Below are 23,252 nucleotides of genomic sequence, written 5' to 3'. Positions count from 1 at the left end.
CCCGCCGTCGCCAGCACGCCCGCGCGCTTCACGTCCCCACCTCCAACCCCCGTGGTCTGAGGAGCAGTTCGGCAAGCGACGCCAGCCAGTCCACCAGCAGGGCGAGGGCGACCGTGAGGATCGAGCCCAGCATCAGCACCGGCATGCGCTGGGTGGTGATGCCGGTCGTGATCAGAACGCCCAGACCTCCGCCGCCGCCGAAGGTCGCCAGTGTCGCCGTCCCGACGTTCAGCACCAGCGCCGTCCGCACGCCCGCCAGGATCAGCGGGACCGCCAACGGCAGTTCGACGCGGGCGAGCGCCCCCAGCGGGGACATGCCGATGCCCCGGGCCGCTTCCAGCAGGGTCGGGTCGTTGGCCTTCAGGCCCGCGACGGTGTTCGCGAGCACGGGCAGCACGGCGTAGATGATCATGCCGATCAGCGCCGACTTCATGCCCGTGCCGAGCCAGATCACCAGCAGGGCCAGCAGACCGATCGCCGGTGTCGCCTGCCCCATGTTGGCGAACGCCATCGCCACCGGGGTCGCCGGGCGGAACATCTTGCGGGTCAGCAGGATGCCCAGCGGGATCGCGATGATCAGCACGAAGAACGTCGAGATCACCGTCAGCTGCACATGCTGCCAAAGCGCCTTCGAGACCTGCCCGTTCGACAGGGCGTTCTCGGAGATCGAGTCCAGGTCCGCCTGCTGGAACCACAGCCAGGTCGCCAGCAGCACCGCCACCAGCACGGCGGGCAGAAAGGTCAGCTTCTGCCAGGTGACCCGCTGCCGGGCGGTGACCGGCGGTGGCTGCGCCTCCCGCTCCGCCGGCGCGTCCTCCTCCAGCTCGGGGATGCTCACGCCTTCTTCTCCCCTCCGTCGCCCTCCTGCTCGGCGTGCGTCTGGTGGGCGCGGGTCTCCTCCAGCTCGTGCTGGTGCTCCACGGCGTCCAGCCGGTCGGCCTCCAGCAGCTCGTGCACGGAGTTCATGAGCGTCTCCATGTCCACGACGCCGGTGTACTCACCGCGCCGCCCGGTGACCGCGACCCGCCCCGCGTTGTCGGTGAGCACGGCCTCGAGGGCGTCCCGCAGGGTCGCGTCCCGGGTCACCGTGTCGTGCACCAGCGTCCCGGCCCGGGCCAGCGAGCCCTTCGCCCGCATCAGGTCCCCGCGCCTGAGCCACTTGTAGGGCCGCCCCCGCTTGTCGAGCAGCAGGATCTCGTTGGTACCGCTGCCCCGGAGCCCGTTGAAGATGTCCTGGAGCGGGTCGTCGACGGTGACCGTCGGATAGTCGGTGATCTCCACGTCCCGTACGCGGGTGAGGTTGAGCCGCTTGAGAGCCGCCCCGGCCCCGACGAACCCGGACACGAAGTCGTCCGCCGGGTTGGTGAGGATCGCCTCCGGGGTGTCGAACTGCGCGATGTGCGAGCGTTCGCGCAACACGGCGATCCGGTCACCGAGCTTGATCGCCTCGTCGAAGTCGTGCGTGACGAAGACGATCGTCTTGTGCAGCTCGTGCTGGAGCCTGATCAGCTCGTCCTGGAGATGGTCACGGGTGATCGGGTCGACCGCGCCGAACGGCTCGTCCATCAGCAGGACGGGCGGGTCCGCCGCCAACGCCCGGGCGACGCCCACGCGTTGCTGCTGACCGCCGGAGAGCTGACGGGGATAGCGGCCGTGGAACTCGCCGGGGTCCAGCCCCACCAGGTCGAGGAGCTCCTCGACGCGGTCCTTGATCCGGCTGTTGCCCCAGCCGACCATCTTCGGCACCAGCGCGATGTTCTGCGCGACCGTCATGTGCGGGAACAGACCGGCCGACTGGATCGCATAGCCCACCTTGCGGCGCAGCTTCACCGGATCGATGTCGGTGACGTCCTCGCCGCCGATGCGGATCCGGCCGCCGGTCGGCTCGATCAGCCGGTTGATCATCTTGAGCGTGGTCGACTTACCGCAGCCGGAGGGGCCGACGAAGATGACGATCTCGCCCGCCTTGATCTCCATGTTGACGTTGTCGACGGAAGGCTGTGGATTGCCGGGATACCTCTTGGTCAGGTTCTCCAACTCGATGGAGGCGCCGGAGGCTTCAGACACGGATCCCCCTGGGAATGGTCAGCCGTCCGATCAGGACGTACGCGGCGTCGAACAGCAGGGCCAGGACGATGATCCCGAGCGTGCCCGCGAGCACCTGGTTGAGGGCGTTCTTGCTGCCCAGGGAGGCGATGCCACGGAAGATCTCGTTGCCGAGGCCGGGCCCGGAGGCATAGGCGGCGATGGCGGCGATGCCCATCAGCATCTGCGTGGAGACCCGGATGCCGGTCAGGATCGGCGGCCAGGCCAGCGGCAGCTCGACTCGCACGAGTCGCATCAGCCGGGACATCCCGATGCCCGTCGCCGCGTCCACCAGCGACGGGTCGACGCCGCGCAGGCCGACGATCGAGTTGCGCACGATCGGCAGCAGGCCGTACAGGGTCAGCGCGATCACCGTGGGCGGCACGCCCAGGCCGACGATCGGGATGAGCAGACCGATCATGGCGAGCGACGGGATGGTCAGGATCGTCGAGGTGGCCGTCGTGGCGAGGTTGCCCGCCCAGTCGCTGCGATAGGTGACCACACCGATCACCACCCCGATCACCGTCGCCACGACCATGCACTGGAAGACGACGCTCGCGTGTTGGTAGGCGTCCGAGAGCAGCTGCTGATGGCGGTTGCCCAGGTACTCCCAGAAGTTCACACGCGGTCACCCCACGGCAGCTAGGTCCTGTCCTCGTCTTCCGCCGCCTGCTCCACCAGCGGGATGATCCGCAGCGGAACGGGGTTCTCCATCACGATCGCCGTGGCGGCCCGGACAATGCCATCAAAACCGACAACCAGGTCGATCACGCGCTGGAGATCGGCGTTCGACCTGGCCACGAGCCGGCACAGCATGTCCCCGCTTCCGGTCGTGGTGTGCAGCTCCAGGACCTCCGGCACGGTCGCCAAGTGCGCCCGTACGTCCGCCCCTTGCCCCTGCCGGATCTCCAGCGTGGCGAACGCGGTCACCGGATAGCCGAGCGCGGCCGGATCCACCTGCGGCCCGAATCCCCGGATGACGCCATTCGACTGAAGCCGGTCCAGACGCGCCTGCACGGTCCCGCGCGCCACCCCCAGCCGCCGGGACATCTCCAGCACCCCGATCCGCGGCTCCCGCGCCAGCAGCACGATGATCCGCCCGTCCAGTCCGTCGATCCCCACGAGAGCCACCCTTCCCAGTGGTCATCCTGTACAGGGAGCCCGCAGAAACGAGCTCAGCACTGGTCATATTGCACACCAGAAACGCAAACTATTGCGCACCTTGCGCCCGCGGAGAAGGCTGCGAGCATGACGCAGACCACTCACCACACTCCCGACACCGCCCGGCAGGCCGACCCCTTCCCGGTCAAGGGAATGGACGCGGTCGTCTTCGCCGTGGGCAACGCCAAGCAGGCGGCGCACTACTACTCCACCGCCTTCGGCATGAAGCTGGTCGCCTACTCCGGACCGGAGAACGGCAGCCGCGAGACCGCGAGCTACGTCCTGGAGAACGGCTCCGCCCGCTTCGTGCTCACCTCGGTGATCAAGCCCGCCACCACCTGGGGCCACTTCCTGGCCCAGCACGTGGCCGAGCACGGCGACGGCGTGATCGACCTCGCCATCGAGGTCCCGGACGCCCGCGCCGCGTACGCCTACGCCCTGGAGCACGGCGCCCGCTCGGTCACCGAGCCGTACGAGCTGAAGGACGAGCACGGCACCGTCGTACTCGCCGCGATCGCCACGTACGGCGAGACCCGCCACACCCTCGTCGACCGCTCCGGCTACGACGGCCCCTACCTCCCCGGCTTCACCGCGGTGGCCCCGCTCGTCCAGCCGCCCGCCCACCGCACCTTCCAGGCCATCGACCACTGCGTCGGCAACGTCGAGCTCGGCCGGATGAACGAGTGGGTCGGCTTCTACAACAAGGTCATGGGCTTCACGAACATGAAGGAGTTCGTGGGCGACGACATCGCCACCGAGTACAGCGCGCTGATGTCGAAGGTCGTCGCGGACGGCACGCTCAAGGTCAAGTTCCCGATCAACGAGCCCGCCATCGCCAAGAAGAAGTCCCAGATCGACGAGTACCTGGAGTTCTACGGCGGCGCGGGCGTCCAGCACATCGCGCTCAACACCAACGACATCGTCGAGACCGTACGGACCATGCGGGCGGCCGGAGTCCAGTTCCTCGACACCCCGGACTCCTACTACGACACCCTCGGCGAGTGGGTCGGCGACACCCGCGTGCCCGTCGACACCCTGCGCGAGCTGAAGATCCTCGCCGACCGCGACGAGGACGGCTATCTGCTGCAGATCTTCACCAAGCCGGTCCAGGACAAGCCGACCGTGTTCTTCGAACTCATCGAGCGGCACGGCTCGATGGGCTTCGGCAAGGGCAACTTCAAGGCCCTCTTCGAGGCGATCGAGCGGGAGCAGGAGCGGCGCGGAAACCTGTGAATGTCAGGTAAATCCACAAGCGCTTTCGCAGAACCTTGAAACCAGTGAACGGGAGTTGACACTCTCTGGTCCTGTGGACGTCATCGGGGCGTCCGCAGGGCCCTGGGGACACCGACCGTGACCGACCGCATCGACCTCGACGTACCGGCGACCCGCTGGATGAAGGAGAAGGCCCTCAAGGAGGGCACGGTCCTGCAGTCCTTCGCCTTCGACGAGGTGCACCAGCACCTGTACGTCCTCCAGGTGCGGCGCGGTGGCATCGGCGCCGGCAACCTGTGCCTCAACAAGCTCGACCACGAAGGCAAGCTGCTCGGCAGCATGAACCTCCAGGGCTTCGGGCACGGCGTCAGCATCGGTGTGCAGAACGCCGCCGACGGCAAGGTCTGGATCTGGACCGAGGCCGACGCCAAGGGCGGCTACGGCCAGGGCGTCACCCGCTTCCAGTTCAAGAACGGCGCCACCCGCACCGGCGAGGACGTCAAGATACGCAAGCCGATACCGGGGTCCACCAACAACCAGCCCTCGGTCTGCATGGCCTCCCGGCGCATAGCCGTCCGCTACCGCGTCAAGGGCAAGCCGCGCTACCGGATCTGGGACCTCGACGCCTTCGTCGCCCGCGAGTACGACCACCCCGTCGCCGACATCGCCCAGCCCGCCGCGCACCCCGACACGAAGATCCCCTTCCAGGGCTTCGCCCTGCACCGCGGCCACCTCTACCAGCTCGCCGGGACGGCCTACGACGCCGAGACCAACCCACCCGCCGAGCACGGCAACGCCTACCTCTCCAGCGTCGACATCACCACCGGCGAGCTGGTCCAGCGGCTGCGCACCGAGGCCGGCCGCTCCCTCACCCACCGCGAGCCGGAGGGCCTCGCCGTCCGCCGCAAGGGCGGCACGCGGCTGTATCTGGGCCTCGCCTCCGGGGCGGCCGGGGAACGCAGGTTCTCCCTCTACTACAAGCCGAAGCAGTAGGGCGAACGTACGCTGGCCGCATGGCCAGGATCAACGACGTCGGCGGCACCGAGGGCTTCGGCGCCATCGACACCACCGACGACACCGAGCCCTTCCACGCGGACTGGGAGGCGCGGGTCGTCGGCCTCTTCAACACCCTGCGCGGTCAAGGGCTCTTCAACACCAACGAGTTCCGGGACGCGATCGAGTCGATGCCACCGGCCGAGTATCTGGCGGCGTCGTACTACGAGCGCTGGTTCACCGCGATCTGCGCGCTCCTGGAACGCAAGGGCGTGATCGGGCCGGGTGAGCTGGATGACGAAGGTGCCCTGCGGTGGCATCGGGCCGTGCAGCTTCTACCCAGATCCGCTGCCTCGCAGATGAGCCCCGCTTACCGCAGTGTGTTTGCGGCAAGCGGGACTTTCCAACGAGCCTGAGTGCTTACGCCAGAGCCCTCTGCTCCTGCTACCGTTCCTGGGCGGTTTGCGGAGCAAATCCGCGCGCCGGCACGCCCCGAACGGTCTTGGGCGCACTGGTCGTCCGCTTTCGCAGCCCGGGCGGCGACACGGATCGCGTCCGTGGTCCGTGCCGGGAGGGCGGAGTCCCTCACGAGCTGGTCTGTGAGCGTGGTCAAGGGCGACGAGGAGGCCCTGAACCATCACGCTGGTGGAGCAGGGGCCTCGCACGCTGGCACCACACCTGGCGTTCCAGATCGCGCTGACCACGCTACCGGGGCCCTTGTACGGCACCTCAAACTGCAGGCCGACGATCGCACGATCGTGTTGTGTCCAGCCGATCCGCTGCGGCTCGCTCAGTAATGGGGTACTCCTCCGCCTCCTCGGCCCGTCCCCGAGCTGGTACAAGTCCGAGGCCTACCGCTCCCGCGTGGTCCGTGAACCCCGCGAGGTGCTGCGGGAGTTCGGGCTCGAACTGCCCGACGCCATGGACATCACGGTGTGGGACTCCAGCGCCGAGTCGCGCTACATGGTGCTGCCCCGCAGGCCCGAGGGGACCGCAGGGCTGGGGGAGGACGAACTGGCGGCGCTGGTCACACGCAACGCACTGATCGGCACCGCCGCGGTCTAGGACTCCGCCTCCGTCTCCGTCTCCGCCTCCGTCTCCGCGTCCATCACCGGCAGCTCCTCCACCGACGGCTCACCCAACGCCGTCAACGCCTCCCGAGCCGTCCGCACCTGCAGCGGCGAGAAGTACGGGTTGATCCGGAACGCCTCTTGGAGGTGGCGCCGGGCCGGCCCGTACTTCTCCAACTCCCGTTCGATCATGCCCCGGTGATACGCGTGCAGCGCACTGCGCACCCCGCCGCCGTGCACCTTGTCCGTCGCCCGCACCGCGTACCGCAGCGCCTCCTCGTCCTGACCGGCCCGGTGCAGCGCCCACCCCAGCGCGTCGGCCACCGCGATCCCGGGCTGGCGGCGCCACTCCGCCCGCAGCCGCCGTACGGCCGCCTGCGGATCCCCGTGGTCCGCCTCGAACACCCCGAGGACCAGCTCCTCGTCGGCCCCGCCCGCCGCGGCACTACGCACCCGCGCCCGCAACAGGTCGTACTGGACCTGGGCCGCCTGCCGCAGCCCCAGCGACTCGTACAACTCGCCCAGTTCCAGGGCGTACTGCGGATGCGGCTGCTTGGCCAGCGCCATCCGGTACGCGCTCAGCGCCTCCGAGGTCCGCCCCAGCGCCGCCAGCACCCGCCCCTGCCCGGCCTGCGCGGCCCGCTGGTCGGGGTCGATGCGCACCGCCTCCTGGAAGTGCCGCAGCGCCGGCTCACGATCGCCGCGCTCCCAGGCCAGCTGCCCCACCCGCTCCAGGTACGCGGCCCGTTCGGCCGGCGCCTGAGCGCCCGCCGCCGCGTCGGAGAGCTGCGCCATCGCGTCCTCGCGCCAGCCCCGGTCCCGGAACACCGCCCCGGCCCGCGCCATCACGGCCGGCCCGCCGCGCAGCCCCTGCAACCGCTCGAGAGTCCGCTGCGTCGCCTTCCAGTCGCCGAGGCCGGTGTAGGCGTCGAGCAGCGGCGGATACGTCGTCCAGCGCCTCGGATCCAGCTTCAGCGCGGCCTCGCCCCACCTCTTCGCCGCCCGGAAGTCCCGCCGCGCGTTCGCCAGCGCGGCGAGCCCGCCGAGCGACTCGGCGTTCCCCTTGGCCCGCACCCTCAGCGACGTACGCAACGCGGTGTCCGCCTTCGGGTAGTACGCCGGCTCCGCCGTCCGCCGCCCCTGCTCCACATACGCCGTCCCGAGCACCGCCCACGACTCGGCGTCCCGCGGATGCCTCCGCAGATGCGTCTCCCGCTCACCGATCAGCGCCGCCAGGTCCGGCAGCGAGGCCGCCACCCCCGTGGTGACCGCCGCCCGCGCCTGCGCCCCCGGGGCCGGCGCGGGCGCCTGCGTGTCCGGCGGCTGCCAGGGCAGCACCATCAGCGTCCCGCCGAGCACCAGACACCCGGTGACGGCCGCGATCAGAACCCGCCGTGCGATGCGCGAACGCCGGGGGGCCGCCTCCTCATGGTTCTCCATGGCGATCACTGTGCGTCAATACGACGACCACACCCGGGCAGGCGACGGTTGCCGCAGACGGGGTTCACACCGATGGACCCAGGTGCGACGCTGTGATCATGAGCCGTATCGAAGCGCCTCGCGACGAACAGACAGGGAACCTGGTCGACCGTCTCCTGAGCGGTCTGCCCGCCGAGGCCGTCCTGACCGACCCGGACGTCACGGCCTCCTACGCCAACGACATGGCCAGCTTCTGCCCGGCCGGCGCCCCCGCCGTGGTCGTACTGCCCCGCACCGTCGAGCAGGTGCAACACGTCATGCGCACCGCCACCGAACTGCGCGTCCCCGTCGTCCCACAGGGCGCCCGCACGGGCCTGTCCGGCGGCGCCAACGCCTCCGACGGCTGCATCGTGCTGTCCCTGACGAAGATGGACCGCATCCTCGAGATCAACCCCGTCGACCGCATCGCGGTGGTCGAGCCCGGCGTCATCAACGCCACCCTCTCCCGCGCGGTCAACGAGCACGGCCTCTACTACCCGCCGGACCCCTCCAGCTGGGAGATGTGCACCATCGGCGGCAACATCGGCACCGCCTCCGGCGGGCTGTGCTGTGTGAAGTACGGGGTGACGGCGGAATACGTCCTCGGACTCGACGTGGTCCTGGCGGACGGCCGCCTGATGTCCACCGGCCGGCGGACCGCGAAGGGCGTCGCCGGGTACGACCTGACCCGCCTGTTCGTCGGCTCGGAAGGCTCCCTCGGCATCGTCGTCCAGGCGACCCTGGCGCTGCGCCCGCAGCCGCCCGAGCAGCTGGTGCTGGCCGCCGAGTTCGCGTCCGGCGCGGCCGCCTGCGACGCGGTGTGCCGGATCATGGAGGGCGGGCATGTGCCGTCCCTCCTCGAACTGATGGACCGTACGACGGTCAAGGCCGTCAACGACCTCGCCCACATGGGACTCCCGGAGACCACCGAGGCGCTGCTGCTCGCCGCCTTCGACACCACTGACCCGGCCGCCGACCTCGCCGCCCTCGGCGCGCTGTGCGAGGCGGCCGGCGCCACGCAGGTCGTGCCCGCCGACGACGTCGCCGAGTCCGAACTCCTCCTCCAGGCCCGCCGGCTGTCGCTCACCGCCCTCGAAGCCGTCAAGGGCACCACGATGATCGACGACGTGTGCGTGCCCCGCTCCCGGCTCGGCGAGATGCTCGAAGGGACCGAGCGGATCGCCGAGAAGTACCAGCTCACCATCGGCGTCGTCGCGCACGCCGGCGACGGAAACACCCACCCCACCGTCTGCTTCGACGCGGCCGACCCCGACGAGTCCCGGCGCGCCCGCGAGTCCTTCGACGAGATCATGGCCCTCGGCCTGGAGCTCGGCGGCACGATCACCGGCGAGCACGGCGTGGGCGTACTCAAGAAGGAGTGGCTGGCGCGCGAGATCGGCCCGGTGGGCGTGGAGATGCAGCGGCAGATCAAGCAGGTCTTCGACCCGTTGGGGATCCTGAACCCCGGCAAGCTCTTCTGAGGTCCGTACGCGATCACTCCCCGTCCTTCGACTCGTCGCTCGGCCACGGGTCGCGCAGCCACAGGTCGTCGGCGGGCGTCGGGGCGAGCAGGTCCGCCAGGGCCTCGTCGATACCGAGCTGCTCGCCCTCAGACCCCGGGGGCACCACCCGCAGCGTCCGCTCCAGCCAGGCCGACACCTGGGCCGCGGGCGCCTCGAGGAGGGCGTCCCCGTCGGGCGAACTCAGCGCCATCAGGACGACGCTGCGGCCGTCCACCTTCGTCGGCCACACCCGCACGTCCCCGTGCCCGCACGGCCGGAACACCCCCTCCACCAGGAGCTCGCGGGCGAACGTCCAGTTCACCGGGTGGTCGGAGCCGATGTGGAAGGCGACGTGGACGGCGTACGGGTCGTCGGAGCGGTAGCTGAGCCGGGCCGGGACCGGGATGCTGCGCTCCGGCGACAGAATGAGTTTGAGCTCGAGCTCGCGCTCTACCACGGTGTGCATGTCGTGTGTTCCCCTCTCGTGTCTGTCTCGTACGAGTGGAGAGAGCCGGTGCGGCCGGAACCATTACGCGGGTTCGGGAAACTTTTTTCCCGGGGGTTCACGACGTTGCTCAAAAGGAGTGGGTCCGGTGGGACTGGCGGTGGGGGTTGCGCCGGTCTGATAGATGTGGAGCCCCCCATATTCACCCCCGAGCAGATACGGGACGACGGACATGAGCGCCCCAACCCCGGCACCCGGTGACGACAGGCCCCGCGAAGGGTATTACCCGGACCCGTCCATTCCTGGATACGTCCGGTACTGGAACGGTGCCGCCTGGGTACCGGGCACGAGCCGGCCGGCCCCGTCGGACGGCGAGGCCCCGGCGGCCCCGGCCCCCTCGTCGGTGGAGGAGACGGGCCCGCACTTCTTCGACGAGGACCCGCAGCCCGCGCCCAACCCGTCCGACGCCCAGCACGGCAGCCGTCCCGAACCCGCGTCCGCCTGGGGCGCCGACCGCTCCCGTCAGTCCGGCTTCGGCGGCGACCAGGACCGCCGGGTCTCCTGGGGCGCGGCCTCGGGCACCGACCCCCGCGTCCCGTCGGACACGACGAGCGGCGACGGCACGGCCACGATCCCGCCCGCGGAGTCCGACAGCGCGGCCTCGGGCAACACGTTCGTCTTCCGCAGGCCGACGCCCGGGGCAGCGGCGCCATCCGGCCCGGGCACGACACCGCAGTCCGGCAGCGGGTCAGGCGCCTCCGGCGGCCCGGCGTTCGGCGGCCCGGGCACGGGCGGCCCGGGTGCGGCGGGCTCCAGCGGCTCTTCCGCCTCCGGTGCCGGCGCCTCCGGCGGCCCGGTGTTCGGCGGCCCCGGCTCAGGTGGCTCGGGTGCAGCAGGCTCCCACGGTCCCTCCGCCTCCGGACCCGGTGCCTCCGGGGGCCCCGCCTTCGGTGCCGCGGGGTCCTCCGGTGCCGCAACTCCCGGCGTTCCCGCCCCCGGTGGCCCTGTGGGCGACGAGGGCACCATGACCTTCCGGGCGCTCTCCCCGCGCACGGCTCAGCAGGGTGGGGCGCAGGGCGGAGGCACGGGCGGCGCACGGTCCGACGGTGCGGCGGCGGGCGGCTTCGGAGCCCAGCCCGCGGCCACCCCCGGCTTCCGCGCGGGCAAGGCCGCCGCCGAGCGTGCCGCCTCCGCGCAGGCAGGTGTCCAGGGCGCCGTCGGACAGGCCGCGCCCGCCGGTCCCTCCGGCCCGCAGCAGGCGGCTCCGCAGACCCCGGGCGCGTCCGTCCCCCAGCAGTCCACCCCCATGGCCAGCGGCGCCGGTGGCGGTCAGTCCTCCTGGGCCCAGCAGGTGCACCGCCTCGCCACCCCTGGCGAGGACGAGCCCGTCACGCCCTGGAAGCCGCCCGTGGAGGACGTCTTCCAGGCCGCCGCCCGGCGTCAGGCCTCCGCCCGCCCCGCGGGCCTCGGCAAGCGGCTGACCGCCCGGCTGCTGGACACCGTCGTCCTCGTCGGCGTCACCGCCGCGGCCGCCGTCCCGCTCGGCACCAGGGCGCTGGACCACGTCAACGAGAAGATCGACGCGGCCAAGCTCTCCGGCGAGACCGTCACCGTCTGGCTCCTGGACGGCACGACCTCCGCCTACCTCGGCATCGTCCTCGCCGTCCTCCTCGTCTTCGGCGTCCTCTACGAGGCGCTGCCCACCGCCAAGTGGGGCCGCACCCTCGGCAAGAAGCTGCTCGGACTGGAGGTGCGGGACATCGAGGGCGGCGAGCCCCCGACGTTCGGCGCGGCCCTGCGCCGCTGGCTCGTCTACAGCGTCCCCGGTCTGCTCGCGATCGGTGTCGTGGGCGTCGTATGGGGCCTGTTCGACAGGCCGTGGCGCCAGTGCTGGCATGACAAGGCCGCACATACGTTCGTAGCGGGATAGCCGCATACGGCACAGGGGCCACCGGATTCCGTACCCCGGACGGCCGCTCGCCGGATGCGGAGCCGTGGGGATCGCGGTCGACTCGGGCCATGAGCAGCGAACCGCCCCCCGGCTCCGGCCAGCAGCCGCCGGAAGACGACCCGTTCAGGAAGCAGCCCCCGCCCTCGGGCGGCGAGGGTTCCCCGTACGGCAGTCAGCCTCCGCCGTCAGGGGACGCGGGCTCGCCGTACGGCAGTCAGCCTCCGCCGTACGGAGGCGGCAGTCCCTACGGCGGCGGCGACCCGTACGGCGGCGGCTCGTTCCCGAACGATCCGCTCGCCGGAATGCCCCCGCTCGCCGACAGCGGCAAGCGCACGCTCGCCCGGATCATCGACATGATCCTCGTCGCGATCATCGTCTGGCTGCTCACCTGGGGCTTCGGCGTCAACGAGTACGACGTGGACCCCGACAAGGTCGAGTACGGCAAGTCCTTCACACAGTCGCTCATCACGGCCGTGCTCTACATCGCGTACGACTCCGTCATGATCAGCCGCTCCGGCCAGACGCTCGGCAAGAAGTGGTTCGGGATGCGGGTGGCGAACCTCGAGAACGGCTCCACGCCCTCCGTGCAGACCGCGCTGACGCGTTCGGCGGTGCTGTGGATCCCGTTCGCGTTCTGCTGCGCCTGTGTCTGGACCGCGATCTCGGGCGGCTGGAGCTTCTTCGACAAGCCCTACAAGCAGGGCCTGCACGACAAGGCGGCGAAGACGGTGGTGGTCAGCAGCAACTGACCACCGGCAACCGTCAGTTCATCAGGAGGCGGCGCGCTCGTGCACCGGCTCGGTCGCCAGTACGGTGACCGACGCCGGTACGGGCGTCTGCGCCGTCTCCGCTGTCTCGGTGGCGGGCTTGCGCACCGCGACCACGCGGGCCTTGGGGATGGGGACCGTCATGGCGACGAGCAGCCCGAGGGCGAGCGCCGCGACGGCGATGACCGCGATCCCCAGACCCGAACTCGTCTGTGACAGCAGCAGCATGGCGAGCGTCGAGAAGATCACGGTGAACGAACCGTAGGCGAGCTGTGCGGCAGTCGGACGAGGCATGGCAATCGTGTCCTCGGAAGTGGGGGTCCACGGGGGTGTCGGCCTGGCTTTCCGCCGTTTTGGGGCGTTCCGCCGAATGACTCTAATCGCGTGCATGCCCGAGCGGAACGAACGGTAAGCGTGACCTAACCAACAGTACCGGTGCATGGGGGGCGCACGGAGTCATACCGTCCACGAAGTGGACACGCGCGAGCGCCGGTCGAGGGCGACTCAGGATCTTCTCGAGATGTTCGTAAAGCGGACGTCGGATCCGCATAGTGCAGTTGTCCTGTTCAAGTCAAGGTCTGTCTTTTCTTCTGAACCTCTAGTCAAATGCCGTCACTTGACTAGGGGAGGAAGACTCAGGTGCCCAGCAGACCCTGGACGTTCAGAGCCGCCGCGACCACCGTCGCACTGGCCGCCGCGACGGCGACCATCTCGACCTTCGCCGTCGCGCAGGCCGACACCACCGCGGCACCGGCCGCGGCGAACCGCACCGATCCGCAGCCGGCGAAGACCACACAGGAGCACGACTTCGACGGCCCGCTCTCCCGGACCCAGGAGGCGCAGCGCGAAGAGGCGCTGAAGCAGGTCATATCCGGCGCCGCCACGGTCAAGAACCGTGACGGCTCCAAGGTCGTCGAGCTCAAGAGCCGCAAGGGCGACAGCAAGTACGTCGAGCTGGGCCGCGAGCAGACCGACAAGATCTTCACGATCCTCGTCGAGTTCGGCGAGCAGACGGACCCCCGCTACGGCGGCACGCCCGGCCCCGCGCACAACGAGATAGCCGAGCCGGACCGTGCCCAGGACAACAGCACGGCCTGGCAGGCGGATTACAACAAGGCCCACTTCGAGGACCTCTACTTCGGTGACGGCACCGCCTCGATGAAGACCTACTACGAGAAGCAGTCCTCGGGCCGCTACTCGGTCGAGGGCGAGGTCACCGACTGGGTCAAGGTCCCCTACAACGAGGCCCGTTACGGCTCCAACTCCTGCGACACCTGCGCGTGGAACGCGGTCCAGGACGGCGTCACGGCATGGGTCGCCCAGCAGAAGGCGGCGGGGCGCACCGAGGCCGAGATCAAGGCGGACATCGCCGAGTTCGACCAGTGGGACCGCTACGACTTCGACGGCGACGGCGACTTCAACGAGTCCGACGGCTACATCGACCACTTCCAGATCGTGCACGCCGGCGAGGACGAGTCCGCGGGCGGCGGCGCCCAGGGCGAGGACGCCATCTGGGCCCACCGCTGGTACGCGTTCGGCACCGACTCCGGCGCCACCGGCCCTTCGGGCAACCTGCTCGGCGGCACCCAGATCGGCGACACCGGCATCTGGGTCGGCGACTACACCATCCAGCCGGAGAACGGCGGACTCGGCGTCTTCGCCCACGAGTACGGCCACGACCTCGGTCTGCCGGACCACTACGACACCTCCGGCGGCGGCGAGAACTCCACCGGTTTCTGGACCCTGATGTCCTCCGGTTCCTGGCTCGGCACCGGCAAGGACACCATCGGTGATCTGCCGGGCGACATGACCGCGTGGGACAAGCTGCAACTGGGCTGGCTGGACTACGACGTGGCGAAGGCCGCGACCAAGTCGAAGCACAAGCTGGGTGTCGCCGAGTACAACACCAAGAACAAGCAGGCGCTGGTCGTCGAGCTGCCCGAGAAGGCGGTCACCACCGAGATCGTGGCCCCCGCCCAGGGCGCCACCCAGTGGTGGAGCGGCAGCGGCAACAGCCTCCGGAACACGCTGACCCGTTCTGTCGACCTCACCGGCAAGTCCGCGGCGACGCTGAGCCTCGACGGCTGGTGGGCCACCGAGGCGAGCTTCGACTTCGTCTACACCGAGGTCTCCACCGACGGCGGCACCACCTGGAAGGCGATCGACGGCACCGCGGACGGCGCGGCCCTCCCGCGCGACGCCAGCGGCCAGCCGACGCTCACCGGTTTCTCGGAGACGTACAAGAAGCTGTCGTTCCCGCTCGACGCCTACGCGGGCCAGAAGATCGACCTGCGCTTCCGCTACTCGACCGACGGCGGCGTGGCCGGGAAGGGCTTCGCGGCGGACCGGATCACCGTGACGGCCGACGGCGCCGCCCTGTTCGCCGACGACGCCGAGACCGCGGACGCGGCCTGGACGGCGAGCGGCTTCACCCGTGTCGGCGCCTCCGTCACGGACGACTACGCGCAGTACTACATCGCCGAGAACCGCCAGTACGTGTCGTACGACCGGACGTTGAAGGTCGGCCCGTACAACTTCGGCTTCTCCACGACCCGTCCGAGCTGGGTGGAGCACTTCCCGTACCAGAACGGTCTGTTGATCTGGAAGTGGGACACCTCCCAGGTGGACAACAACACCAGCGAGCACCCCGGTGTCGGTCTGCTCCTTCCGGTCGACTCGCACCCGACGGCGCTGAAGTGGTCCGACGGCACCGCGATGCGCAGCCGCATCCAGGCGTACGACTCGCCCTTCAGCCTGTTCCGCACGGACGGCATCACGCTGCACAACGCGGACGTCGCGAAGAGGATCCCGTCGTCGAAGGGGGTGTCGGTCTTCAACGATCACACCAGCACGTACTACGACGCGACGACCCCGTTCGCGGGCGTGAAGCTCGCTGACACCAACACCAAGATCAAGATTGTCCAGGAGGCCCTGAACGGCTCGACGATCTCGCTCGAGGTGGGCCGCGCGGTGAAGTAGTCGGCATTTGCGCAGGTCAGAAGCGAATCGGCGGTGACCCCTGGCGGGTCGCCGCCGATCGTGTTTAGGTGCGTCCTGATGGCTTTCTTATTGACACCGGTGCACACGGGGGTGTGACTGCATGGCCGCAGGAGGTTTCTGCAAGCTGCCGACAGGCAGCGTGGTGGTGGCGCTGAACCTGCCCAGACCCGCCACCGACGGCACGGGCTGCGTCCGTGTCCTCGTCCACGCCCGGAACCGCGCACGAGCCCTGACCAGGCTGCGCAACCTGGGCCTCCGGGCGGTCTACCTGCGTGGCAACGCGGCCCCGCCGACCCCGGACGAGGTGACGGCCGTCCTCCATCATCCGGACGGCCTGATATGGCGCACGGCCCCTGACAACGCTGTCGCGGCGGTGCCGGGACCTGAGCTGGCCCAGGAGCTGTGGCACCCGATCAGGGCCCTGATCAGAAGGCCGGCGGCACCGGCCTAGGCGCCGGACGCCTACGCGACGACCGGCTTCCCGGAGAGTTCCACCCCGGCCTGGCGCAGCTCCTCCAGTGCCCGGTCGGTGGTCTCCTCGGCCACTCCCGCGGTGAGGTCGAGGAGCACCTGCGTACGGAAACCCTCCCGTACGGCGTCCAGGGCGGTGGCCCGTACGCAGTGGTCCGTGGCGATGCCCACCACGTCCACCTCGACGACCTCCCGCGCCCGCAGCCAGTCGGCCAGCGCGACGCCGTTCTCGTCGGCGCCCTCGAAACCGCTGTAGGCCGCCGAGTACGCCCCCTTGTCGAAGACGGCGTCGATCGCGCCGGAGGCGACGGCGGGGGCGAAGTTCGGGTGGAAGCCGACGCCCTCGGTACCGGCGACGCAGTGCGCGGGCCAGGAGTGGGCGTAGTCGGGGTTGTCGGCGAAGTGGCCGCCGGGCGCGATGTGGTGGTCGCGGGTGGCCACCACATGCTGGTAGCCGGAGCCCCCGGCCGCCTGGCCGATCAGCTCGGTGACGGCGGCGGCCACATCGGCACCCCCGGCCACCGCGAGACTGCCCCCCTCGCAGAAGTCGTTCTGTACGTCGACGACGATCAAGGCGCGGCGCATGGTGGGTGTCCTTCGACTAAGAGTGAACTTACGAGCCTAGAGACTTCGACGGCGCTGCGGGAGGGCGCACCAGCTTTAGCTACCCGAGAGCCCGTGTATGTACTCCGTCGGAATGACGGGTTCCCCGCGCGACAGCTGGGTCGCCGACAGCGGCAGCCCGTCGCGCGCGGCCGTGTGCCGGTCCCGTACGACGTCCAGCGACTCGCGCGCCACGACGTCGCCGCTCTTGACCAGTTCGACGAGGAGCTGCCGGTCCACGAGGTCGGCCGGGACGGCCCCGGTGCCGACGACCTCGGCCTCCGCGATCCCGTCCGCGTCCATCCGCCGGGCCGCCCACTTGCGGCCGCCAATGGAGGTCTTGCCGCCGGAGGACTTCTTCGCGACCGGCACCAGCGGCGCCTTCACGTCGGCGGACTCGGCGCGGGCGACCAGCTTGTAGACCATCGAGCAGGTCGGGTGCCCGGAGCCGGTCACCAGCTGCGTGCCGACGCCGTACGCGTCCACGGGCGCCGCCGCGAGGGAGGCGATGGCGTACTCGTCGAGGTCCGAGGTCACGATGATCTTCGTGTCCCGGGCGCCCAGCTCGTCCAGCTGCTGCCGCACCCGGTGCGCGACGAGAAGCAGGTCGCCCGAGTCGATACGGACCGCGCCCAGCTCCGGTCCGGCGACCTCCACCGCCGTACGGACGGCTTCCGCCACGTCGTACGTGTCGACGAGCAGCGTGGTGTTGCGGCCCAGCGAGTTCACCTGGGCCTGGAAGGCGTCGCGCTCCTGGTCGTGCAGGAGGGTGAAGGCGTGGGCGGAGGTGCCGACGGTCGGGATGTTGTAGCGGAAGCCGGCCGCGAGGTCGGAGGTGGAGGCGAAGCCGCCGAGGTAGGCGGCGCGGGAGGCGGCGACGGCGGCGAGCTCGTGGGTGCGGCGGGCGCCCATCTCGATCAGCGGGCGGCCCCCGGCGGCCGAGGACATCCGGGAGGCGGCCGCGGCGATCGCGGAGTCGTGGTTGAGGATCGAGAGGATCACGGTCTCCAGGAGCACGCACTCGGCGAAGGAGCCCTCGACCCGCATGATCGGCGAGCCCGGGAAGTAGACCTCGCCCTCCGGATAGCCCCAGATGTCACCGGAGAACCGGTACGAGGCGAGCCAGTCCAGGGTCTCCGCGTCGACGATGTTCCGTTCACCCAGGAAGCGCAGGACGTCCGCGTCGAATCGGAAGTTCTCGACGGCGTCCAGGACCCGCCCGGTGCCCGCGACGACGCCGTACCGACGCCCGTTCGGCAGTCGCCGGGTGAAGACCTCGAAGACGCTGTGCCGCTCGGCGGTGCCGGCCTTCAGCGCGGCCTGCAACATCGTGAGCTCGTACTGATCAGTGAAAAGCGCCGTTGAGGGAACATCCACCGGCAGCCCAAGGTCCGCTGTGTTCATGGGATGGGATAGTACTCCCTTCTCGTCGGTGTGACGATTTCTGTGATGCGTGGCAGCATGGGCCATGTGACGTCACCCGCTCCCGTAGAGATCGAACGCACCGAGTCGGCGGAAGAGGTCTTCGCCGTCCCTGAGCCGGACGTCCCCTGGGTCACCATCGTCCACAACGACCCGGTCAACCTCATGAGCTACGTGACCTATGTGTTCCAGACGTACTTCGGGTACTCGAAGGACAAGGCCACCAAGCTCATGATGGACGTCCACCACAAAGGCCGGGCGGTCGTCTCCAGCGGTAGTCGCGAGGAGATGGAGCGCGACGTGCAGGCGATGCACGGCTACGGTCTGTGGGCCACCCTGCAGCAGGACCGGAAGTAGCTGAACTGACCTTCATGCCTGGACACTTCGAACCGCTCCCCGGCGGCGGCGCGGCCGTCGCGCTCGACGACGTCGAGATCTCCATCATCCGCTCGCTGGCCGTCCAGCTCCTGGAGCTCATCGGGCCTGGGCCCGCCGAGGACGCCCCCGACGACCCGCTCGCCGAGCTCTTCGCCGACGGCCCCAGCGAGCCGCCCTCCGACCCGGTGCTCAGACGCCTCTTCCCGGACGCCTACGGAGACCCCGAGGGCACGCCTGGCCCCGGGGCGGCCGAGGAGCAGAAGGAGTACTCCTCGGAGTTCCGCCGCTACACCGAGAACGACCTGCGGGCCGGCAAGCGGGACAGTGCCCTCGCGGTGATCCGCTCCCTGGACGCGCTGAGCCCGGTGGGCGACGGCGGGGCGGTGCTCAAGCTGTCGCCGGAGGAGTCGCGCCAGTGGCTCGGCGCCCTCAACGACCTGCGCCTCGCGATCGGCTCCCGGCTGGAGATCGCCGACGAGGAGGACACCGACCTTCTCTACCGGCTGCCGGACGAGGATCCCCGTAAGCCGATGGTGATGGCGTATCTGTGGCTGGGCGGGCTCCAGGAAACCCTCGTAACGACGCTACTTCCGTAACTTCTGCGGTAGTTTGTGACTTTTTTGTGTTCGCTCAGCGGGCGCTCAAATCCGGATAACGATCACGTCACCGTGCTGATGGCGTATGCCCACTCCGGTATTTGTTTGTCCGCTTCTTCCTGTGTCCTGCGCCACATCTCGCACAGGTGATCAATATTGCGGCCGTGATAAATCTTCACGACCGCCCGACGAACACCACCCGTATGTTCGGTCGGGTGCGCCACCGAGCCGGTAACCACCGGCCAGGCACAAGCGAACCCGGGGAAGAGCGGGTGCGTTCCCGCGTCGTTCGGTGCGCGAACGCACCCGCTCTTCCCCGAGCCCGCTCAACTCCACTATCCGGGGGGATCGAGAACCGATCCGAGGCCGACGAGAGGCCCGGTTCGGTATGGAGAAAGGCGCACCACACATATGACCTCCGCTCAGGTCGAAAAAGGCTCGGAGAACACCTCCGAAGAGGGTTACGAGCGTGGCCTCGGCAGTCGCCAGGTCCAGATGATCGCGATCGGCGGCGCCATCGGCGTCGGTCTCTTCCTCAACGCCGGGGCGAACATCGCCAAGGCGGGCCCCAGTCTCATCCTGATGTACGCCGTCGCCGGCGTCATCATCTTCTTCATCATGCGCGCGCTCGGTGAACTCCTGCTCTACCGCCCCGTCTCGGGCTCGTTCGCGGAGTACTCCCGCGAGTTCCTCGGCCCGTTCTTCGGATATTTCACCGGCTGGACGTACTGGCTGCTGTGGGTCGTCACCGGCATGGCGGAACTGACCGCCGCCGCGATCTACATCCACTACTGGTTCCCGGACGTCCCGCAGTGGGCCTCGGCGCTGGGCTTCCTGGTCGTGCTGTTCGTGGCCAACCTGATCTCGGTGAAGCTGTTCGGCGAGATCGAGTTCTGGTTCTCGATGATCAAGGTCACCGCCCTCATCGGCATGATCGTGATCGGCCTCGGCGTCCTCACCTTCGGCTTCAGCGCCGCCGGCGACACAGCTGCCGTCTCCAACCTCTGGGCCTTCGACGGCTTCTTCCCCAAGGGCATCGGCTCGTCCCTGATGACCCTGCAGGGCGTCATGTTCGCCTACCTCGCCGTCGAGCTGGTCGGCGTCACCGCCGGTGAGTCGGAGAACCCGGAGAAGACCCTCCCCAAGGCGATCAACACCCTGCCCTGGCGCATCGGTCTCTTCTACGTCGGTGCCCTCACCGTCATCCTCTGCGTGGTCAAGTGGACCGAGTTCGCACCCGGTGTCAGCCCCTTCGTGAAGGCCTTCGCGATGATCGGCATCCCGGCGGGCGCGGGCATCGTCAACTTCGTCGTGCTGACCGCGGCCCTGTCCTCCTGCAACTCCGGCATGTACTCCACCGGCCGCATGCTGCGCACCCTCGCGGACAGCGGCGAGGCCCCCAAGGCCTTCAACAAGCTGTCGGCGACGAAGACGCCGGCGCTGGCCATCACGGTGTCGGTGCTGTTCATGGGCATCGGCGTGGTTCTGAACTACATCGTTCCGGAGAAGGCCTTCGGCTACGTCGTCTCCGTCGCCACCGCGGCGGGCATCTGGACGTGGCTGATGATCCTGATCAGCCATGTGCGGTACCGCCGTGGGGTCGAGGCGGGGCGTCTGCCGGCGTCGTCCTTCCCGGCGCCGGGCGGTTCGAAGGGCTCGTACGTCGCCATCGTGTTCCTGCTCTTCGTGACCGGGCTGATCGCGTACGACTCCGAATCCCGGGTGTGTCTGTACGTGATGGCGGGCTGGGCCGTCGCGCTCGGGATCGGCTGGGCCGTGCTCAAGAGTCGTAACCCGGAGATTGCGGAACGCCGCGAGCCGGAGTTCGAGAAGGTCGGTTAGATCCACGGCAGGGAGACTGTCGTTCGTCTGCGGCTTCGCTGTGGCTGATCGCGCTCACGCGGCGGTAGCCGCAAATTGACACAGCCCCGCGCCCCTTAGGGACGTCCAGGGCAGGGAGTTCTCGTGGTGCTCCCTGCCCCGCCGCTCAGACGTCCGGCATATGGGCCGTCCCGTACCACCTGTCGGTACGGGACGGCCCGTCTGCTTATCCTGGCCAGCATGCTGACCATCACCCAGGCCCTCGTCGACCAGATCGTCGCGCACGCGCGCAAGGACCACCCCGACGAGGCGTGCGGCGTCGTCGCGGGTCCGGCCGGCTCGGACCGTCCCGAGCGCTTCATCCCGATGCTGAACGCGGCCATGTCGCCCACGTTCTACGAGTTCGACTCCGGCGACCTCCTCAAGCTCTACCGCGAGATGGACGACCGCGACGAGGAGCCGGTGGTCATCTACCACTCCCACACCGCCACCGAGGCCTACCCGTCCCGCACCGACGTGAGCTACGCCAACGAGCCCGGCGCGCACTACGTCCTGGTCTCCACCGCGGACACCGACGGCCTCGGCGACTTCCAGTTCCGCTCGTTCCGGATCGTGGACGGCGAGATCACGGAGGAAGAAGTCACGGTCGTAGAGGCATACTGATCACCGTACGCCCGACCAACTCGCCCCATCGGAGACGGTGTTGACCCGACGGCCACACGGACAGCGCCCCACGATCGAGGACGTCGCACGGCGGTCGGGGGTGTCGAGATCCACGGTCTCGCGGGTGATCAACGGCGAGCCCAAGGTGCGCGCCGAGGTCGTCGAACAGGTCCGGCAGGTCATCGCCGAGCTGGGCTACGTCCCCAACCAGGCCGCCCGGCAACTGGTCACCCGCCGCACGAACGCCGTCGCCGTCGTCGCGGACCAGCCGGACAACCGGCTCTTCCTCGACCCCTACTTCGACTGCCTCCTGCGCGGCATCCGCAGGGAGCTCGCACTCCACGGTGCCCAGGCCGTCCTGCTCTTCCTGGACGAGCCGGACGACCACGCGCGCGTGGCCGACTACCTCGGCGGCGGCCATGTCGACGCGGCCGTCCTGTTCTCCCTGCACCCCGGCGGCAGGCTGCACGAGATGATCGACCGCCTCGACATCCCCGCGGTCTTCGGCGGCCGCCCCCTCCTGCGCGACGGCGACACCGTGCGCGCCCACGCCTATGTCGACGGCGACAACCGCGGCGGAGCCCGGCAGGCCGCCCGGCACCTGGTCTCCCTGGGCCGCCGTCGCATCGCGACCGTCACCGGCCCCCACGACCAGGAGCACTCCGCCGCCGAGCGCCTCGCCGGCTACCGCGACGTCCTCCCCGACGCCCCGCCGGAGCTGGCCGAACGCGCCGATTACACCCGCCAGGGCGGCGCCGACGCCATGGCCGCGCTGCTCGACCGCTGCCCCGACCTGGACGCCGTCTTCGTCGCCTCGGACCTGATGGCCCAGGGAGCCCTGGAGGTCTTGCACGCACGGGGGCGCCGCATCCCCGAGGACGTGGCCGTCGTAGGGTTCGACGACCTCGCCGAGATCGCCGAGGCGACCGACCCGCCGCTGACCACGGTCCACCAGGACGTGGGGCAGATGGGGCGCCTGATGGCCCGGCTGCTGTTCGGCCGTCCCTCGGACCTTCCGTCGGTCGTCGTACCCACCCGACTCGTCCTGCGCGCGTCCGCCTGAGCAGGACGGTCCGAACAGCGCCATCTCACTCCCCGGCCGCAATCCGTCCGGAATGTGGGATCACATTCCGAGACCCGGGACGGGAATCGATACGATGAGCCCATGGTTTTTGACGACGTGAGCGAAAAGACGCCGGGCATGCTGCTCGTGGCGCGGCTGCACGTCGACCTGTGCAGGCTCGCCAGCGCCATCTGTTGACGCTGCCCCCTGCCGCCGAACGGCCGTGAGCCGCGGCGCCTCACACGCACGACCTGTTCAAATGCGCTGCCGCGCGCCCACCGACCAGACACTTCCGACAGGAGCCCGCAACCATGGCCATCGAGGTCCGCATCCCCACCATCCTCCGCACCTACACCGACGGCCAGAAGGCGGTGGAGGGCAACGGGGACACCCTCGCCGAGCTCTTCGCCGACCTCGAGACCCGGCACCCGGGCGTCCAGGCCCGCATCGTGGACGGCGGCGAGCTGCGCCGCTTCGTCAACGTCTACCTGAACGACGAGGACGTCCGCTTCCTCGACGGCATCACCACGAAGCTGTCGGACGGCGACAACGTCACGATCCTGCCGGCCGTCGCCGGCGGCATGGCCTGAT

Annotated in this window: 24 protein-coding genes and 1 pseudogene; 16 read left to right on the top strand and 9 right to left on the bottom strand. The window is 69.6% G+C overall.

Annotation, left to right across the window (positions count from 1 at the left end):
* Positions 1-28: 28 nt before the first annotated feature.
* Genes OHU89_RS20230 through OHU89_RS20215 form a run of 4 tightly spaced genes read right to left on the bottom strand, consistent with a single transcriptional unit; the run spans position 29 to position 3,207 of the window.
* Positions 29-832 (bottom strand): ABC transporter permease, encoded by an 804-nt coding sequence (locus tag OHU89_RS20230; RefSeq protein ID WP_405654576.1) that lies wholly within the window; start codon positions 830-832, stop codon positions 29-31.
* Positions 833-834: 2 nt separating this feature from the next.
* Positions 835-2,067 carry a betaine/proline/choline family ABC transporter ATP-binding protein gene (locus tag OHU89_RS20225; protein WP_405644756.1) on the bottom strand — a complete coding sequence of 411 codons (1,233 nt, stop codon included), beginning with the start codon at positions 2,065-2,067 and terminating at the stop codon, positions 835-837.
* Entirely contained in the window at positions 2,060-2,707 is a 648-nt protein-coding gene (locus OHU89_RS20220) for an ABC transporter permease (protein WP_405644754.1), read from the bottom strand. Before OHU89_RS20220 ends, OHU89_RS20225 begins: the two co-directional genes overlap by 8 nt.
* A gap of 20 nt (positions 2,708-2,727) precedes the next feature.
* Positions 2,728-3,207 (bottom strand): Lrp/AsnC family transcriptional regulator, encoded by a 480-nt coding sequence (locus OHU89_RS20215; RefSeq protein ID WP_365398737.1) that lies wholly within the window; start codon positions 3,205-3,207, stop codon positions 2,728-2,730.
* Positions 3,208-3,333: 126 nt separating this feature from the next.
* Here OHU89_RS20215 and hppD point away from each other — a divergent pair, with 126 nt between their 5' ends.
* The 4 genes and pseudogenes from hppD to OHU89_RS20195 all read left to right on the top strand — a co-directional run.
* A complete protein-coding gene (hppD, locus tag OHU89_RS20210) occupies positions 3,334-4,479 on the top strand; it encodes a 4-hydroxyphenylpyruvate dioxygenase (protein ID WP_266891781.1) in 1,146 nt (381 codons plus the stop codon).
* A 117-nt stretch (positions 4,480-4,596) separates the two neighbouring features.
* Positions 4,597-5,451, top strand: coding sequence for a Teichoic acid biosynthesis protein C (Precursor) (locus tag OHU89_RS20205; protein WP_405644752.1), 855 nt, complete (start codon positions 4,597-4,599; stop codon positions 5,449-5,451).
* Between the two features lie 20 nt (positions 5,452-5,471).
* Positions 5,472-5,867 (top strand): hypothetical protein, encoded by a 396-nt coding sequence (locus OHU89_RS20200; RefSeq protein WP_405644751.1) that lies wholly within the window; start codon positions 5,472-5,474, stop codon positions 5,865-5,867.
* 391 nt (positions 5,868-6,258) lie between these two features.
* Positions 6,259-6,516 (top strand): annotated as a pseudogene (locus OHU89_RS20195) (nitrile hydratase subunit alpha); the annotation flags it as partial.
* Here OHU89_RS20195 and OHU89_RS20190 read toward each other — a convergent pair.
* Positions 6,513-7,961 carry a tetratricopeptide repeat protein gene (locus tag OHU89_RS20190; RefSeq protein WP_405644749.1) on the bottom strand — a complete coding sequence of 483 codons (1,449 nt, stop codon included), beginning with the start codon at positions 7,959-7,961 and terminating at the stop codon, positions 6,513-6,515. The pseudogene OHU89_RS20195 and the gene OHU89_RS20190 overlap by 4 nt on opposite strands.
* A gap of 92 nt (positions 7,962-8,053) precedes the next feature.
* Between OHU89_RS20190 and OHU89_RS20185 the strand changes: the two genes are divergently transcribed.
* On the top strand, positions 8,054-9,460 hold the full coding sequence (locus tag OHU89_RS20185) for an FAD-binding oxidoreductase (protein ID WP_267015743.1): 1,407 nt from the start codon (positions 8,054-8,056) through the stop codon (positions 9,458-9,460).
* A gap of 13 nt (positions 9,461-9,473) precedes the next feature.
* Here the strand turns inward: OHU89_RS20185 and OHU89_RS20180 are convergent, their stop codons facing one another.
* Positions 9,474-9,947 carry an SsgA family sporulation/cell division regulator gene (locus OHU89_RS20180; RefSeq protein WP_266891794.1) on the bottom strand — a complete coding sequence of 158 codons (474 nt, stop codon included), beginning with the start codon at positions 9,945-9,947 and terminating at the stop codon, positions 9,474-9,476.
* 211 nt (positions 9,948-10,158) lie between these two features.
* Between OHU89_RS20180 and OHU89_RS20175 the strand changes: the two genes are divergently transcribed.
* Positions 10,159-11,856 (top strand): RDD family protein, encoded by a 1,698-nt coding sequence (locus tag OHU89_RS20175; protein ID WP_405644747.1) that lies wholly within the window; start codon positions 10,159-10,161, stop codon positions 11,854-11,856.
* 89 nt (positions 11,857-11,945) lie between these two features.
* Positions 11,946-12,626: an RDD family protein gene (locus tag OHU89_RS20170; RefSeq protein WP_405644745.1), complete on the top strand. Its 681-nt coding sequence runs from the start codon at positions 11,946-11,948 to the stop codon at positions 12,624-12,626.
* Positions 12,627-12,647: 21 nt separating this feature from the next.
* Here OHU89_RS20170 and OHU89_RS20165 read toward each other — a convergent pair whose 3' ends face one another.
* Positions 12,648-12,938: a hypothetical protein gene (locus OHU89_RS20165; RefSeq protein WP_365398710.1), complete on the bottom strand. Its 291-nt coding sequence runs from the start codon at positions 12,936-12,938 to the stop codon at positions 12,648-12,650.
* Between the two features lie 345 nt (positions 12,939-13,283).
* Between OHU89_RS20165 and OHU89_RS20160 the strand changes: the two genes are divergently transcribed.
* Positions 13,284-15,623 (top strand): immune inhibitor A domain-containing protein, encoded by a 2,340-nt coding sequence (locus OHU89_RS20160; protein WP_405644743.1) that lies wholly within the window; start codon positions 13,284-13,286, stop codon positions 15,621-15,623.
* Positions 15,624-15,744: 121 nt separating this feature from the next.
* On the top strand, positions 15,745-16,095 hold the full coding sequence (locus OHU89_RS20155) for a hypothetical protein (RefSeq protein ID WP_046258982.1): 351 nt from the start codon (positions 15,745-15,747) through the stop codon (positions 16,093-16,095).
* Positions 16,096-16,106: 11 nt separating this feature from the next.
* Here the strand turns inward: OHU89_RS20155 and OHU89_RS20150 are convergent, their stop codons facing one another.
* Positions 16,107-16,700 carry an isochorismatase family protein gene (locus tag OHU89_RS20150; protein ID WP_365398695.1) on the bottom strand — a complete coding sequence of 198 codons (594 nt, stop codon included), beginning with the start codon at positions 16,698-16,700 and terminating at the stop codon, positions 16,107-16,109.
* A 75-nt stretch (positions 16,701-16,775) separates the two neighbouring features.
* Complete coding sequence (locus OHU89_RS20145) at positions 16,776-18,122, bottom strand: nicotinate phosphoribosyltransferase (protein WP_405644741.1); 1,347 nt, start codon at positions 18,120-18,122, stop codon at positions 16,776-16,778.
* Between the two features lie 57 nt (positions 18,123-18,179).
* Between OHU89_RS20145 and clpS the strand changes: the two genes are divergently transcribed.
* The 7 genes from clpS (at position 18,180) to OHU89_RS20110 (ending at position 23,251) form a co-directional block, all read left to right on the top strand.
* Positions 18,180-18,497 carry an ATP-dependent Clp protease adapter ClpS gene (gene clpS, locus OHU89_RS20140; protein ID WP_266899572.1) on the top strand — a complete coding sequence of 106 codons (318 nt, stop codon included), beginning with the start codon at positions 18,180-18,182 and terminating at the stop codon, positions 18,495-18,497.
* Between the two features lie 14 nt (positions 18,498-18,511).
* A complete protein-coding gene (locus OHU89_RS20135; protein WP_405644739.1) occupies positions 18,512-19,114 on the top strand; it encodes a DUF2017 domain-containing protein in 603 nt (200 codons plus the stop codon).
* A 411-nt stretch (positions 19,115-19,525) separates the two neighbouring features.
* A complete protein-coding gene (locus OHU89_RS20130; protein ID WP_405644737.1) occupies positions 19,526-20,956 on the top strand; it encodes an amino acid permease in 1,431 nt (476 codons plus the stop codon).
* Positions 20,957-21,175: 219 nt separating this feature from the next.
* A complete protein-coding gene (locus OHU89_RS20125; protein ID WP_266891813.1) occupies positions 21,176-21,598 on the top strand; it encodes a M67 family metallopeptidase in 423 nt (140 codons plus the stop codon).
* A gap of 40 nt (positions 21,599-21,638) precedes the next feature.
* Entirely contained in the window at positions 21,639-22,661 is a 1,023-nt protein-coding gene (locus tag OHU89_RS20120; protein ID WP_405644735.1) for a LacI family DNA-binding transcriptional regulator, read from the top strand.
* Between the two features lie 102 nt (positions 22,662-22,763).
* Positions 22,764-22,859, top strand: a complete 96-nt coding sequence (locus OHU89_RS20115) for a putative leader peptide (RefSeq protein WP_310736469.1) — start codon at positions 22,764-22,766, stop codon at positions 22,857-22,859.
* A 113-nt stretch (positions 22,860-22,972) separates the two neighbouring features.
* Positions 22,973-23,251 carry a MoaD/ThiS family protein gene (locus OHU89_RS20110; RefSeq protein ID WP_171144370.1) on the top strand — a complete coding sequence of 93 codons (279 nt, stop codon included), beginning with the start codon at positions 22,973-22,975 and terminating at the stop codon, positions 23,249-23,251.
* Position 23,252: the final 1 nt, after the last annotated feature.

This window comes from Streptomyces sp. NBC_00019 (assembly GCF_045041015.1).
In the GTDB taxonomy this organism is placed as follows: Bacteria; Actinomycetota; Actinomycetes; order Streptomycetales; family Streptomycetaceae; genus Streptomyces.
The sequence above is the reverse complement of the archived record's forward strand: the minus strand, read 5'-3'. Positions and strand labels throughout refer to the sequence as shown.

What these genes read in the sequence shown, in the direction of transcription:
- OHU89_RS20110 (WP_171144370.1), top strand. Translation starts at nt 22,973, where the DNA reads ATGGCCATCGAGGTCCGCATCCCCACCATCCTCCGCACCTACACCGAC.
- OHU89_RS20175 (WP_405644747.1), top strand. Translation starts at nt 10,159, where the DNA reads ATGAGCGCCCCAACCCCGGCACCCGGTGACGACAGGCCCCGCGAAGGG.
- OHU89_RS20165 (WP_365398710.1), bottom strand. Translation starts at nt 12,938, where the DNA reads ATGCCTCGTCCGACTGCCGCACAGCTCGCCTACGGTTCGTTCACCGTG.
- OHU89_RS20150 (WP_365398695.1), bottom strand. Translation starts at nt 16,700, where the DNA reads ATGCGCCGCGCCTTGATCGTCGTCGACGTACAGAACGACTTCTGCGAG.
- OHU89_RS20180 (WP_266891794.1), bottom strand. Translation starts at nt 9,947, where the DNA reads ATGCACACCGTGGTAGAGCGCGAGCTCGAGCTCAAACTCATTCTGTCG.
- OHU89_RS20145 (WP_405644741.1), bottom strand. Translation starts at nt 18,122, where the DNA reads ATGAACACAGCGGACCTTGGGCTGCCGGTGGATGTTCCCTCAACGGCG.
- OHU89_RS20135 (WP_405644739.1), top strand. Translation starts at nt 18,512, where the DNA reads ATGCCTGGACACTTCGAACCGCTCCCCGGCGGCGGCGCGGCCGTCGCG.
- clpS (WP_266899572.1), top strand. Translation starts at nt 18,180, where the DNA reads ATGGGCCATGTGACGTCACCCGCTCCCGTAGAGATCGAACGCACCGAG.
- OHU89_RS20170 (WP_405644745.1), top strand. Translation starts at nt 11,946, where the DNA reads ATGAGCAGCGAACCGCCCCCCGGCTCCGGCCAGCAGCCGCCGGAAGAC.
- hppD (WP_266891781.1), top strand. Translation starts at nt 3,334, where the DNA reads ATGACGCAGACCACTCACCACACTCCCGACACCGCCCGGCAGGCCGAC.
- OHU89_RS20130 (WP_405644737.1), top strand. Translation starts at nt 19,526, where the DNA reads ATGACCTCCGCTCAGGTCGAAAAAGGCTCGGAGAACACCTCCGAAGAG.
- OHU89_RS20200 (WP_405644751.1), top strand. Translation starts at nt 5,472, where the DNA reads ATGGCCAGGATCAACGACGTCGGCGGCACCGAGGGCTTCGGCGCCATC.
- OHU89_RS20155 (WP_046258982.1), top strand. Translation starts at nt 15,745, where the DNA reads ATGGCCGCAGGAGGTTTCTGCAAGCTGCCGACAGGCAGCGTGGTGGTG.
- OHU89_RS20125 (WP_266891813.1), top strand. Translation starts at nt 21,176, where the DNA reads ATGCTGACCATCACCCAGGCCCTCGTCGACCAGATCGTCGCGCACGCG.
- OHU89_RS20115 (WP_310736469.1), top strand. Translation starts at nt 22,764, where the DNA reads ATGGTTTTTGACGACGTGAGCGAAAAGACGCCGGGCATGCTGCTCGTG.
- OHU89_RS20190 (WP_405644749.1), bottom strand. Translation starts at nt 7,961, where the DNA reads ATGGAGAACCATGAGGAGGCGGCCCCCCGGCGTTCGCGCATCGCACGG.